Raw genomic sequence first — 12805 nt, forward strand, 5'->3', positions numbered from 1 at the left:
TAAGCGTGGCCTATCCGGGGAGTGATGCGCTCGGATTCTGCCATTGCCAGGTCAGTCAATCTGGTCCGTGGCAAGCTGTAACTCACGTTTGCGCAGGCGTGCCCTTCGGGACATCATGTTCAGCCCCTCGATGAAGGCAGAAAAGGCCATGGCTGCATAGATATAGCCTTTCGGCACGTGTGCACCAAAACCGTCGGCAATCAGAGTGGTGCCGATCAGCAACAGGAAGCCCAGCGCCAACATGACGATGGTTGGATTGGCATGGATGAAGTTCCCCAATGGATCCGCAGCGAGCAGCATGGCTGACACCGCGATGATTACTGCCAATATCATGACCGGAATGTGATCGCTCATGCCCACTGCTGTGATTATGCTGTCGATGGAGAATACCAGGTCCAGCACCAGAATCTGACCAACTACCGCAGTGACACTGAAGGTGATGACTTTGCCTGCTTCGCTTTCCTCATCGGGGAAGGGATCCACGTGCTCATGAATCTCCGTGGTCGCCTTCCAGACCAGAAAAAGACCACCGGCAATAAGAATCAGATCGCGCCAGGAGAAACTGTTATCGAAAATTGTGAACAATGGGTCAGTCAGCTGCACGATGATGGCGACGGTGCCAAGCAATAACAGGCGTAACACCAGCGCCCCGGTGATACCGATGCGCCTGGCCCGGGTACGTTCGTGTTCCGGCAGTTTATTGGACAGGATGGAGACGAAAATCAGGTTGTCGATTCCCAGCACCACTTCCATCAGTGTCAGGGTCGCCAGGGCAATCCAGGCGGCGGGGTCTGTCAGTAAGGTCAGCAGGTATTCCATGGGCCCATGGTAATCGTTGCCAGGACATCTGTCAGCTAGTGACTGCGCACAATTGCTGAATCAGGAATAAGAAGGGCGCCAGCAGGAATCCCTTGTCAATTTACCGGTGGTACTGCATCGGAGGGCAGGCCGCATGCTGGCAGCAGGGCGTTTATTTCCGAGTGCAGTTCCCGGCAGTCCTGCAGCTGCCCGAACAGTGTCGCGGTTGACTCCCATTCCGTCAGCCCGAGGATCGTGCCCAGCACAAACCCCCGGTGTACATTATCGCCACCGAGGTTGGCATTGTTCAGCAGTGCCGCCCTGCTGTCGCCCAGGTAGCGATAAGCCAGATACAGCACGGAAGGCCAGGAGCCGGAGATATAACAGGCAGAGGAGAAAAGCCCGCCGACGATTTCGAAATCGCTGCGATTCCTGTCCAGCAGCCTGGGCAGGTCCAGCCGCGCGCTGTCGCGAGCGCAGGCGGCGATAATCCCCCTGGCCTGGTCCCGGGTTTCGCATGCCAGCAGGTCGCAAAGAAGCGCCACATAGCTGCCGCAGACCTCACCGAGGGCCTGGTCCGGGTGAGTCAGCATCAGGTGCCGGTGAGCGATTTCCTGGATGTCGGCAACCCCGGTGCCGGACAGACGCTCCGCAAACACCAGCGGCGCGATGGTCACCAGGCCACCGATAGAGGCCGTATCGTGGGTTACCGCGCCACACTGGTCCGCTGGCCTGCCGGCCTCCAGGTTGGCGAAGAAGCCGCGATGATAGGACTCTGCATAGGTGTCGGGGTGTCTTGGTGGATCGGCGGTCATATAGTCGATGTAGGCCTGCAGGAACGGAGCAGGGTCATAATAGTGCCCCTTACAGCCTGCCAGGGAGCGCATAAGCACTCTGGCGCAGTGGGCATTGAGGGTGTTCTGACCCGCCTGCATGCCGTGATGGTAGTGCAGGCGGGAATCGCCCCAGTATTTCCGGCGCCCTTTGAGGATGACCTCGCCGACAATGTCACGGCTGGTCTGCCGGCCGGAGCGACGTCCACCCTGTGCGGTCGAGTGCAGCGACATAATGGATGAGGGATGGTTCGCAGGCGCCGCCTCGAAGCCCTGAATGCCGCCTGGGAACTGCCTGAAGATGTCGGCCGGGTTGTAATACCAGTGCACGGGCATGGCGAGTGCGTCACCGACAAAGGCAGTCTTCAGGGCGCAGGCGGCCCTTTGTCGCAACGGCTCGAGATGGCTCATAAGCAGATATTCCAGTTTACTGGGAGAGTTTCAATGAGAGTTTCAATTTGGCAGGCGCTTCATTCCCAGGTTTCGATTGCAATACGTCACCAGCGTGCTTGCGGTTCTATTCCGCCGATCGGTCTCGGAGCCCTAGCGGCGGCCATTGAAATAACGGCGGCCCTTTGCAATAGTGTGTGCCGCGCAAGTCAACTCATCCGTCAGGCATCAGCAAGGCACCAGTTCAGTCATGACCAGAAAGCTCCCCATCGCCTCCAGCCTGGAAGGCCACACCGTCGCTCTGCCGGAATCACGCCAGCTGGACGTCCTCGCTGCCATGTTCGAGCGACGCGGCGCTGCAGTCATTCGCGTCCCGCTGGTGACCATACTGGACAGTCCTGACCGCACGGCGGTTGAGTCCTGGTTGCGTGAATTCTGCGCCGACAGGACGGATTACCTGGTCATCCTGACGGGTGAGGGAGTGCGTCGACTGGCCGGATTCGCCGAGCGGGCAGGGTGCCGGGAGGCATTCATTACCGCCCTGTCAAACACAACCAAAGTGTGCAGGGGCCCGAAACCCGGTCGCGCTCTCAAGGAGCTGGGTTTGAAACCGGATCTGCAGGGCCGGCAACCAACCACCAGCGGTATAATCGCCACCCTGGATGAGCTCGAGCTGACCGCTAAGAAAGTGGCGGTGCAACTGTACGGAGAAGATCCCAACCGGCCCTTGATGGACTATCTGGCCAGCCGGGGAGCCCGGGTGTTGCCAGTGGCGCCTTATGTGTATGCTGCCGAGGCCGATGCCCGGCAGGTCAGTGACCTGATAGAGCAGCTGCATGCTGGCAGCATCGGGTTGATCGCCTTCACCAGCAAGCCGCAGTTTGCGCGCCTTCTGGAGGTCGCGCGAGCTGGCGGTCAGGAAGGCCGGCTACTGGACGGGCTGCGACAGACGCTGGTGGCGGCGGTTGGCCCGGTGGTGGCGGGGCAATTGGCCGAGCATGGCGTTCCCGTGCATATCAGCCCTCAGGGCTCTTATTTCATGAAGCCCATGGTGCGTGAGATAGAACGCTACCTGCACCGCAACGGATAGCAGGCTGAAGGCCAGGGCGTTGTGGTAATTAATCCGAAGTTGCCCGATTACCCAGCGCGCTGAAGAATTGAGTGGCTGCGATACGGCTTTCAATCTCCTCCAGGACGGCATTGTAGGCAGGTTGGTCAACGCCTCCGAAGCGGGCAATGAATTCTGCTTCCGGCATGAATTCCGGCAGGTCTTTAAAGTCCGCCATGAACAGGGTCTCCTCCGGCTGCGCGGCGAGCAGGGACTGCACCGCCCGCGCACTGGCGGGGCTTGCAATGGCCAGCTCGGCAAAACGTACGCCGGTCCGGTCGGCACCGATATCGGCGAAGCTGAAACCGGAGCCACCCTGAGAATCGTCGAGTTCTTTCAGCAGTCCGATGGTGTCCGCCAGCACTGAGCCGGTGCCTGCTGTCAGTGCTGCGGAGACGAGGAAATGCTGGGCAAAATCCCGTCGGCCGGAGAGGGTCAGCCGGCGTCTGCGCGGTGGCGGGATGCTGTCGGCCGGCACCCCCAGTGCTTTCGGCACATTGATGCCCAGAATGGTCATCCCGGCGACCAGCAGCACGGCCTGGTTTTCGGCTACCGGGTCGCCTCCCCGCGCCTGGGCAAACTGAAACATGGGCGCCAGCAGGTGGGCCGCTGAGGTTGTGGCGGGCAGGTCTCCAGAGCGGGTCAGTTCGGACAGGTTACGGGTGTGGGCCAGCAGTCGTTCCCGGTCTTCGGCTGAAACCAGCAGTTCCCGTCCGCGACTGGACAGTTGATCCAGTAATTCGGGCTGCCATTGGTAAACTACGTTCAGCCGCCCCGGGGCAATACTGAAACCGTTCACCGCCTCGACTGCTGCCTTGTATTCAGGAATCCGCTGTAATTCCCGATGTGCTCTGCGGGCCACCAGATCCGCGGCCTTGCCCGGAATGGTCAGGCCACCAACCCGTAGCGCATCAATCACCAGGGTGTCGCCCAACTGCGACACCTCGGCGCTTATATTGAGGTAGGCACCGAGCGGGTTCTCGGGCAGGTTCATTGTAATTGCTGCGGTACCGCGACCTTCTTCCATGTCGATTTTAGCCGCACCACCCAGCAGGCGACTGAGGCCGTAATTGACCACCACCTCCAGGTCTTCAGCGCTGATTGTAAAGGCTGACATTTCGCCTGACCGGAGGCCGCGAGGGTCTGAACTTTTCATGAAGGCACGAGCCCGTCTGACGTCCTGGACGGTGATCTGCGAGTTGCTGGCCAGCATCGGTTCATTCTGCACGATCAGAAAAACTGAAAATACCAGGCCGACAATCGACACCAGAACAGCCAGCAGCAACAGGCGAAGTAAAAGTTTCAAGAGCTAGACTCCAGCAATCATTGACAAGAACTTGTCGTTCAGCGGTCTTGGTTGTTCTGGCGCCAGGCATGGTAGAACGAGGTGACATCTGCCTGCCAGCGGGGGGAAATACGGGTAATTGCCAGGGCTTCGAAGTTGGTGAGGGTGACCGCCACGGCGGCAATGCGAAGTGGCAGGGTCGACCAGTCACTGAACAGGGCAATAACGGCTACCGCGGTGAGCAACCAGGACGTCTTGGCGGCACGGGTGTGGTAACTGGGCCAGCGCCGGTATTTCCAGAAGCCGGCCGCTGTCGAAGCCAGGTAGCTGCCCAGCGCCATGCCGATCCAGGGCATCTCTACGGACAGGGTTTCCCCGTACAGCACGACCACGCCGAATGCCAGGGCCGCATAGAGTGCCGCGTCCGCCCAGCTATCAAGCCTGGCGCCGAAAATCGAGCGTTGATTCAACAGAATGGCCAGTTTGCCGTCCAGCCAGTCTGTGCCCGCCAGAATCAGGAACAGCCACAGAAACAACTCATTGCGGCCCTGCAGGGCAACGGGAACCAGGGCTATCGATCCCAGCAGGCGCACCAGGCACAGCAGGTTCGGAATCGTCAGCAGCCGGTCAGAAATTTCCGGCTCTGCACTGGATCGGTCCGGTGTTACCTGGCGCATCATCCGGCGGCCCACCAGGTGAGAAAATAGACGTACATCGGGGCCGTCATGGTGAGGCTGTCCACCCGGTCAATCACTCCTCCCATGCCGGGCAGCAGCTTGCTGCTGTCTTTGACGCCGGAGTCCCGCTTGATCGCGCTCATGTTGATGTCGCCGAAAAACCCGGCAATGGAAATCAGCACCGCGATCAGAACCGGTGCGACAATCGGTTGCAGGAACCCGGGCAGGGAAAGCGGGCCCGCCTGCTGACCCAGCGTCGTCAGCCAGGGCGCGAGCAGCGGGGCCAGTACCACGATAACCAGCATGCCACCCAGAAAACCTTCCCAGGTTTTGTTGGGGGAAATTACCGGAGAGATGCGATGACGTTTATGTGCACCAAACAGTCTGCCGATCACGGCCTGAAAAATGTCGTCGGTTTCGGTGAGAATCACCAGGAACAGAAACCAGCCCGCCGCGCCCATGGGGCCGCTGGATGAAGCCGGCAGAATCATCAACAGGGCGGCATGGGAAACGCCATAGCCCAGGAACAGGATTCCCCAGAGCAGTGCGCCGGCCGAACGGATATAGCCTTTTGGTTCGCCCTGGATGAGGAGCGGGATGGCGAGCGCGAACAGGGCCGCAACCGGCAGGAAAGCGGGAAACAAACTCAGTTGGCCGGTGAGGATCAGCAGGTAATTAAGAACGATCAAACCATAACCGGCCAGTATGGCCGGCCGATCCTGCGGTCGGGCACCGAACATGGCGGTAATCTCGAACCAGGCAATGCAGCTGGCGGTTCCCAGCAGCAACACGATTCCCGGACGGCCTGCCAGCAGGCCCAGGCTCACCGCGATTGCCAGCATCCACCAGGTTCGCAGGCTGGTAAACCTTTTCTTACGGGTTTCGGCATCGGCCTGGCGGAGCGCGATGAAGCGTGCCGCAGATCCCAGAATCAGGCTGGCCATCAGCCCGGCAAGGGCCCAGACAAGGGCGGGTTCAGGGGCAGTTATCATCGGACCTCCTTTGCCTGGCTTTCCACCGTAGCATCGTGAACGTGAATGTCATTGCCAGGGATGCCGAATCGGCCCACCAGGAACCGGACCAGTGGGGGCAGCCCAGCGCAACCGACCAGCGCCATAACCAGGGGCAGGTCAATGAACGCATCGGGTCCAGTTGCCGCGAGTTCTTCCAGTGACGGTAATCGCAATCCTACGTAGACCCAGATCATATTGGCCGGTAACAGGCCGATGGCGGTGGTCCAGAAAAAAGTCCAGCTGCGCACCCGGCTGGCGCCACTGACCGGATTGACTATGGAGTAGGGGGCGTGCGCCATCCGCAGGGTCAACAGATAGAAGGCCCCCTCTTTCTCCAGATGCCTGTTCATGAGAGCAAGAAAACGCGTGTAGCGTCGTTCGATGGCTTCCTGGAACAGGTAGCGGCTCAGGTAGAAAATCAGCATGGCAGCAATAGTCAGTCCCACGGTGACAATAGTCACCGCCTGCCAGAAGCCGAACAGCCAGCCATAGATGACGCCCTTGCCACCGGTGCCAGGTACCAGTGACAGCACCAGGTAGATGGCGAAACCGATAAAGAAAGACTGCAGAGGGTGGGTGGCTATTGCCTCGCGCACCACCAGTTCCTGAGTAATCAGCGCATCCAGTGACGCGTAGTTGTTGACATACCAGCCCAGAGCGACGAGGAACCCGATTGATGCCAGCAGCACCAGCGGCTTGCGGTAGTTCCGGCCTGGCCTGGGGAGGGTCATGAAAAGTCCTTCCGGCTGGCGTGTAGTCCGGCGTCGAACGGTCGCCCCCGGCGAGGGAAAATGTGTTTGCTGAGCGGAGCAAATTTTCCTTCGGCTTCGTAGTAGATAAAGTGCGTCACGACCAGTGTGTCAGGCCCCGCATCGATCACGTTAAAGGTATTCTCGTCTTTCTCGCGCCCGGTACCGCGGCTGGAAGTGGTTGTGCCACACTGCACGATGATGACACCGCGATCCCGTTTATGGGGGAAGAAGTCCAGCGAATTTCCGATGTAGGCGCGGTGCAGGTGGCCGCCCAGGATCATCTCTACATTGTGATCCACGAAAAGGTCTATAGCACGCCGGGTCTTGGGCATGCTGATGTCGATGACCCGGTCGTGGCCGGGGGCGAAATGGTGGTGCGCCACCACGATTCTCACCTTGTCTTCGGGCACGGTATTCAGTGTCCGCTCCACGTGGTCGAGCTGGTCCTGGTAAATAATGCCGTTGGAGATACTGCGACGCGGCGCGGTGGAATCCAGACCCACCAGTACCACATTGCCTACCTCCAGGACTGGATTCAGGTCGTCACAGATGATCTCCCGGTAAAGGGCGTGGGGTTTGGCGAGCCGCTCGAACACCCGGTACAGAGGGACGTCATGATTCCCGGGAATGATAAGCATGGGTGTTGGTGCAAACCGGTCAAAAAAGGCCCGCGCCTCCATGAACTGCTCACGCTTCGCCCGCTGAGTCAGGTCGCCGCTGACTACGACCGCATCCGGATTCAGATCCGGGACGGTGTTCATTAACGCTTCTGCAACTTTCGGTACAAAAGGTGGGCCGAAATGCAGGTCTGAAATTTGCAGAATCCTGGTCACGGTCCGAGTTCCTGTCAGCCCTGGCTTTTAAGAGCGGCAATGCGCTTTTCCAGTGGCGGGTGGCTCATGAACAGCTCGGCGAAGGCGTGTTTGCCGCGAATACCGAAAGCCACCAGTTGCCCATTCAGCTGGCTGTCCATCTGATTGCTGCGCAGGCGTTCGAGGGCGTCGATCATTTTCTGGCGGCCAGCCAGTTGGGCGCCACCATTGTCTGCGCGAAACTCACGGTGACGGGAGAACCACATGACGATAATGCTGGCCAGGACGCCGAATATGGCCTGGAATGCCATGACAGTCATGAAGTAGGCCATCGCGCTGTCACTGCCGCGATTGACTATGTTCGCCACAACGCGGGCAAAGAAATACACGAAGGTATTAAGTACACCCTGAATCAGGGTCAGGGTCACCATGTCGCCGTTGGCGACGTGGCTGATTTCGTGGCCGAGCACCGCTTCCGCCTCGTCTGCGGTCATATTACGCAGCAGGCCGGTACTGACCGCTACCAGCGCGTCATTCCGATTGGCCCCGGTGGCGAAAGCGTTGATTTCCGGTGAGTCGTAAATCGCCACCTCGGGCATGCCGATTCCAGCCTGTTGGGCCTGGCGTCTGACGGTGTCCAGCAGCCAGGACTCCTCCTGATTGCGGGGCTGTTCGATCACATGGGCACCGACACTGCGCTTGGCGATGAATTTAGACATCAGCAGGGAGATAAACGAGCCGCCCATGCCGAATACGGCGCACATGACCAGCAGGCCGCCGTAGCTGCTTTGATCCAGACCCAGCATCGGCATCAGGATACTGAGGACAATGCCCAGCACAAAGAGAATCGCCAGGTTAGTGGCTACAAACAAAAAGATACGTTTCATTGACAACTCCTGCGTAATGGGGCCCGTAAACTGCCTGCGTTTCAACCGTTATTATGGACTCAAATCCGTGATTTTAAAGGCCATGACGGTTAATTTCAGGACAGTATAGCGGTAATCTGCCGCGAGCAGCGTAAACGCCGGGACTATTGCAGAAACCGCCTTTCAGTTTGCTCTGTGTCAATGTGCCGGGGCTGTGTGGTGGGGGAGCGGGTTTGTCCTGAATCAAAGTGGGCCAAAGCCTGCTCGATTACAGTTGCAGCCCGGTAATTGAAAAGGGCTTGCCTATGCCATTTAAGGTTACAGCCGGATTGCGTCTTACGACCAGACTTTCTCTAATCGCCTGTTTCGTATCCTCATGCGCCTCCATGAACAGGGATGATCAGTCTCCCGAGGAGTTGATGGCGACGCTCGAGGTCGGCGATGTGGTTAAAATTTCAACTAGGTCGGGCGAGGCGTATGAGTTCGTTCTTGAATCGATTGGTGAAAGCGGCATGTCGGGCGCCGGCATAACCGTAACCTATGACCAGATCGACCGGATAGAGGCAACCAGGAAAACGTCGAGCGGCGATGTTGTCAAAGTGCTGGGTGCATCGGCGGCCCTGGCTGCGATAATTTACTATCTCTTAATTGCACCCTGGCAGAGGTTGACACTTTTGTAGTGGTTCTCGTTCTCAGTGGCGCAGCACTCTGCAGCAATCAATCAGAGGCGCTCTCCTGCAATCAGCGGCCAGATAACCGCGTTCCGGGGACGGCAACCGGACTGCGATTCAGGTTGCCGTCCCGAAATTTTCGATTGTTGCCAGCTTCTTTCTGTTCCCTGCTCTGGTGGGTTGTAAATTCAGTCAATAAGCTTCTGGTAAAGGTGCCAGGTGGCATGACCCAGTACCGGCAGCACCACCGTCAGCCCCAAAAGAAATGCGGCAGCCCCCAAAGCCAGCAGTGCCACCACGATAATACCCCAAACGCCCAGCACATAGGCATTTGCAGTAAAGGCGCGAACGGAAACGCTGGCGGCGGTGATAGACGTAACCGGTTTGTCCAGTGCGAGCGGGAATGACACGACCGACAGCGCCATGGCCGCAAAGGCAAACAGAAAGCCGACGAAATTGCCGTAGGCGATCAGCAGCCAGCCTTCTCTGGAGGTGAACAGCTGGTTGATGAAGGCGCTGACAGAATCCAGGGCAAAGGATCCGAAAATACCGAAGTAGATCAGTTCTGCTGCATAAAGCCAGCCCAGGTACAGCACGCTCATGAAGACGGACAGGGCAAGTATCGGCGCAAAGGCTGCAGAGTGAACAAATCTGAAAGCGGTGCGCCAGCGCATCGGCTCATCCGCCTGGCGAGATCGGCTCATACCGAAGAAGGCCACCGCGACGATGGGGCCGAAGAGGGTAAAGCCAGCAACCAGCGGAAAAGCCAGGTAGCGTGCTTCCTGGTTGAAGGCGAATAAAGTAAGGGCCAGAGCAGCCAGCGGGTAGTAGAGTGCCAGCAGAGGAATCGCGGTCCCAGGCTTGGCGCTGAAATCCTCATACCCTTTGCGCAGGCACTCCAGCAGGTCCTGCACGGTAATCTTTCTGATCGTTATTTCATTGGGGCTGAGCTGCAAGTGCTCAAACAGGGGGCTGTCGGGTCGTTGGGCTAAGTCAGTCATAGTGGTACCTCCTATCCGTATAAACGCACAGGCACACAGAGTGACGGGTATTGCGAAGAGCCCTTTAGTCTATCTAACTACGATCTGCCTTGGCAGCCACTGCAGGATAGATTTCCTCTCAAAATTCTCACTCTGTCAGTGCCAATTCTAAGAAACACCTATCTGGGGGAATAGTCTAACCGCAACGTGAGCCAGAATACAGCCCCTTTGCCGCATCGCTATGCCTGGCTTCACTCTGCCCGTTGTGCTGGGCAGCAGATGTGGTACATTCTGGTCGTCAGGAATGTGGGGCACCCGCGCCATTGAGAATCCTGCTTTGGCTTTAATCTGAACTGATACGCATAAAACCTGTTGACAGCCCGGGTAAACGCGCAGATCCAGCCGGGCACGGACCAACCAACGAATACGGAATCATTATGAGTCGATTAGCGAGTCGGGTTTACAGGGGTTACTTTGTCGTGGTGTTGGCCATTGCCTGGGTGGCGCAAAGTGCCTGGGCGGCCAGTGGTGACAGTGGCTTCAACATAGTAGAGGCCTCCATTCCGGAAATGCGGCAGGCCATGGAGTCGGGGCAGACGACCGCCCGTGAGCTGGTGGAGCAACATCTTATACGCATTGCGCTCTACGAAGAAAAAGTCAATGGGGTGATGGCTGTCAATCCACAGGCGCTGGCCGAGGCGGACAGGCTGGATGCCGAGCGTGCCAGGGGATTCATCCGCGGACCTCTGCACGGCATACCCGTAGCGCTGAAAGACAACATACACACCACAGATATGCCAACCACCGGGGGCGCACTGGCTTTCAGGGATTTCGTACCACCCTATGAAGCCACCCTGGCTAAGAACCTGCGCGATGCAGGTGCCATCATCATTGCCAAGACGGTGATGACTGAGCTGGCCAATTTTATCGGCTCAGGTATGCCCGGAAATTACAGCACGGTAGGGGGCTATGGCCTTAACCCCTACGATCCACGGCGTGATCCGCGCGAGGGGTTCAATGACGGGCGCCCGGTAATGGGTGTTGGCGGGTCGAGTTCAGGTATCGGCACAGCCATGAGCTTCTGGGCCGCCAATGTAGGTACTGAAACATCCGGTTCGATTCTTTCACCGGCAAATGCGAACATGCTGGCCGCTATCAAACCCACGGTCGGGCGGATCAGTCGCTGGGGAATCATTCCGATAACAGCCGACCAGGATACAGCAGGGCCGATGGCCCGCTCGGTAACCGATGCGGCGATAATGTTGGGTGTGCTGGAGGGGGAAAGCGCCGATCCTAATGATTCGGCCACGTCCATTTGCAGGGCGCCTGCCAACAATGATTACACGCCACACCTGCGCGAGGATGGATTGCAGGGTGCGCGCATCGGTATCCCGCGTGCGCTTTACTACGAGGAAGTTGCCGTGCCCGGCGCAGAGGAAACGAGAGGTCTGCTGAACGACCAGTCGAGAGCAGTCATGGCTGCGGTGATTGAAGTATTGAGGGAGCAGGGCGCGATCCTTGTGGACCCGGCCAATATACCCAGTGTCATCGATCCAGACCCGCAACAGAACCTGCTTGCCGCTCCTGATAGCAGCGTTCTCTCCTATGGCATGAAACGGGACTTCAATGCCTGGCTGGCCACATTAGGCGCAGCGGCGCCGGTCAGCTCGCTGACGGCACTGCGGCAGTGGAACCTGAACAATCAATCCCGTGGAGCCCTCAAGTATGGGCAGGCACGCCTCGACGGTGCCGATGAACTGGATCTGCAGGCCTCCCGTGACAGTTATCAGCAGGACCGGATGCGTGATATTTACCTGAACGCGACCCACGGTATCGATGAAGTCATGTCCGATCTGGATCTGGATGCCCTGCTGTTTCCCGCCTCCAGCGGTGCCGGAATAGCCGCCCGGCCAGGCTATCCGACAGTCATTGTGCCGTTCGCCATGGTGCCGGCGGAGTATGACCCGCCGCTGCCGTCTGACTTTGAGCCCCTACCACGTCCTTTTGGTGTCAGTTTTACGGGAATGGCCTGCAGCGAGGCCAGGCTGATCGAGCTGGCCTATGACTTCGAACAGGCGACGCAAAGCCGGGTTGCCCCGCCAGCTATGCCCTAGGGATCACAAGATCTGTGGACACCTGTAAACAGCGACTGACTATGGCTCACCTTGATCTGGAGAAGTTTCAAACCAGACTGCTGAAAATGCAGTCCGATCTCGATGAACTGGATTCAATGGCGAAAGCGTCCACTGGGACTGTAGTTCTCGATCAAAGCAGTGTGGGCAGGCTGTCTCGCATGGATGCCCTTCAAGGACAGCAAATGGCCCTGGAAGCCGAGCGCCGCAGAAAGCAGGAAAAGCTTCAAATAAAAGCGGCCCTGATTCGTATTCAAAACGGAGAGTTCGGGCTTTGCGCTGCCTGCGGTGATGAAATAGCCGTCGGGAGACTTTCTGTCAATCCCATAGCTGCTCGCTGTATCAGGTGTACCGACTGAGCAGCGTTGAATATCGAGGAGGCCTATACGCTACGCATTATTTCTGAGCCTGGGAGTGGAGGGTATGCGTTATAAAGATCGCCGGCGCGCGATATTGAATAGCCCGGCTTTCACGCTGAATCCCTGTGT

At 58.3% G+C, this 12805-nt stretch carries 13 protein-coding genes; 4 read left to right on the forward strand and 9 right to left on the reverse strand.

Annotated elements, in window-relative coordinates; all coding sequences use genetic code 11:
* Positions 1 to 51: 51 nt before the first annotated feature.
* On the reverse strand, positions 52 to 819 hold the full coding sequence (locus R3F50_11665; GenBank protein MEZ5490961.1) for a TerC family protein: 768 nt from the start codon (positions 817 to 819) through the stop codon (positions 52 to 54).
* Positions 820 to 914: 95 nt separating this feature from the next.
* Positions 915 to 2042, reverse strand: coding sequence for an ADP-ribosylglycohydrolase family protein (locus tag R3F50_11670; protein MEZ5490962.1), 1128 nt, complete (start codon positions 2040 to 2042; stop codon positions 915 to 917).
* A gap of 229 nt (positions 2043 to 2271) precedes the next feature.
* Between R3F50_11670 and R3F50_11675 the strand changes: the two genes are divergently transcribed.
* Positions 2272 to 3111, forward strand: coding sequence for a uroporphyrinogen-III synthase (locus R3F50_11675; protein ID MEZ5490963.1), 840 nt, complete (start codon positions 2272 to 2274; stop codon positions 3109 to 3111).
* Between the two features lie 28 nt (positions 3112 to 3139).
* Here R3F50_11675 and R3F50_11680 read toward each other — a convergent pair whose 3' ends face one another.
* From R3F50_11680 to htpX, 6 genes are read right to left on the reverse strand one after another with little or no spacing between them, the layout of a single operon-like run.
* Positions 3140 to 4435 carry a hypothetical protein gene (locus R3F50_11680; protein ID MEZ5490964.1) on the reverse strand — a complete coding sequence of 432 codons (1296 nt, stop codon included), beginning with the start codon at positions 4433 to 4435 and terminating at the stop codon, positions 3140 to 3142.
* 38 nt (positions 4436 to 4473) lie between these two features.
* Positions 4474 to 5094: a CDP-alcohol phosphatidyltransferase family protein gene (locus tag R3F50_11685; protein MEZ5490965.1), complete on the reverse strand. Its 621-nt coding sequence runs from the start codon at positions 5092 to 5094 to the stop codon at positions 4474 to 4476.
* Positions 5091 to 6083: a phosphatidate cytidylyltransferase gene (locus R3F50_11690; GenBank protein MEZ5490966.1), complete on the reverse strand. Its 993-nt coding sequence runs from the start codon at positions 6081 to 6083 to the stop codon at positions 5091 to 5093. The genes R3F50_11685 and R3F50_11690 overlap by 4 nt, the downstream gene beginning before the upstream one ends.
* Positions 6080 to 6835, reverse strand: a complete 756-nt coding sequence (locus tag R3F50_11695; GenBank protein ID MEZ5490967.1) for a VTT domain-containing protein — start codon at positions 6833 to 6835, stop codon at positions 6080 to 6082. Before R3F50_11695 ends, R3F50_11690 begins: the two co-directional genes overlap by 4 nt.
* The gene (locus tag R3F50_11700; GenBank protein MEZ5490968.1) at positions 6832 to 7689 is read right to left on the reverse strand and encodes a metallophosphoesterase; all 858 of its coding nucleotides are present in this window, start codon (positions 7687 to 7689) and stop codon (positions 6832 to 6834) included. Before R3F50_11700 ends, R3F50_11695 begins: the two co-directional genes overlap by 4 nt.
* A gap of 14 nt (positions 7690 to 7703) precedes the next feature.
* Complete coding sequence (htpX, locus tag R3F50_11705; protein ID MEZ5490969.1) at positions 7704 to 8555, reverse strand: protease HtpX; 852 nt, start codon at positions 8553 to 8555, stop codon at positions 7704 to 7706.
* 284 nt (positions 8556 to 8839) lie between these two features.
* Between htpX and R3F50_11710 the strand changes: the two genes are divergently transcribed.
* Positions 8840 to 9214 carry a hypothetical protein gene (locus R3F50_11710; GenBank protein MEZ5490970.1) on the forward strand — a complete coding sequence of 125 codons (375 nt, stop codon included), beginning with the start codon at positions 8840 to 8842 and terminating at the stop codon, positions 9212 to 9214.
* A gap of 179 nt (positions 9215 to 9393) precedes the next feature.
* Here R3F50_11710 and R3F50_11715 read toward each other — a convergent pair whose 3' ends face one another.
* The gene (locus tag R3F50_11715) at positions 9394 to 10206 is read right to left on the reverse strand and encodes a DUF2189 domain-containing protein (GenBank protein MEZ5490971.1); all 813 of its coding nucleotides are present in this window, start codon (positions 10204 to 10206) and stop codon (positions 9394 to 9396) included.
* A 416-nt stretch (positions 10207 to 10622) separates the two neighbouring features.
* On the opposite strand from R3F50_11715, the gene R3F50_11720 reads away from it, so the two are divergent.
* Positions 10623 to 12299, forward strand: a complete 1677-nt coding sequence (locus R3F50_11720; protein MEZ5490972.1) for an amidase family protein — start codon at positions 10623 to 10625, stop codon at positions 12297 to 12299.
* A gap of 41 nt (positions 12300 to 12340) precedes the next feature.
* Entirely contained in the window at positions 12341 to 12676 is a 336-nt protein-coding gene (locus tag R3F50_11725) for a TraR/DksA C4-type zinc finger protein (protein MEZ5490973.1), read from the forward strand.
* Positions 12677 to 12805 lie beyond the last annotated feature (129 nt).

Source organism: Gammaproteobacteria bacterium (genome assembly GCA_041395725.1).
Lineage (GTDB): Bacteria > Pseudomonadota > Gammaproteobacteria > Pseudomonadales > Pseudohongiellaceae > NORP240.

Excerpts from the sequence above, each read along its gene's own strand:
- R3F50_11665 (MEZ5490961.1), bottom strand. The coding sequence starts at position 819 with ATGGAATACCTGCTGACCTTACTGACAGACCCCGCCGCCTGGATTGCC.
- R3F50_11670 (MEZ5490962.1), bottom strand. The coding sequence starts at position 2,042 with ATGAGCCATCTCGAGCCGTTGCGACAAAGGGCCGCCTGCGCCCTGAAG.
- R3F50_11675 (MEZ5490963.1), top strand. The coding sequence starts at position 2,272 with ATGACCAGAAAGCTCCCCATCGCCTCCAGCCTGGAAGGCCACACCGTC.
- R3F50_11685 (MEZ5490965.1), bottom strand. The coding sequence starts at position 5,094 with ATGATGCGCCAGGTAACACCGGACCGATCCAGTGCAGAGCCGGAAATT.
- R3F50_11690 (MEZ5490966.1), bottom strand. The coding sequence starts at position 6,083 with ATGATAACTGCCCCTGAACCCGCCCTTGTCTGGGCCCTTGCCGGGCTG.
- R3F50_11695 (MEZ5490967.1), bottom strand. The coding sequence starts at position 6,835 with ATGACCCTCCCCAGGCCAGGCCGGAACTACCGCAAGCCGCTGGTGCTG.
- htpX (MEZ5490969.1), bottom strand. The coding sequence starts at position 8,555 with ATGAAACGTATCTTTTTGTTTGTAGCCACTAACCTGGCGATTCTCTTT.
- R3F50_11710 (MEZ5490970.1), top strand. The coding sequence starts at position 8,840 with ATGCCATTTAAGGTTACAGCCGGATTGCGTCTTACGACCAGACTTTCT.
- R3F50_11715 (MEZ5490971.1), bottom strand. The coding sequence starts at position 10,206 with ATGACTGACTTAGCCCAACGACCCGACAGCCCCCTGTTTGAGCACTTG.
- R3F50_11720 (MEZ5490972.1), top strand. The coding sequence starts at position 10,623 with ATGAGTCGATTAGCGAGTCGGGTTTACAGGGGTTACTTTGTCGTGGTG.
- R3F50_11725 (MEZ5490973.1), top strand. The coding sequence starts at position 12,341 with ATGGCTCACCTTGATCTGGAGAAGTTTCAAACCAGACTGCTGAAAATG.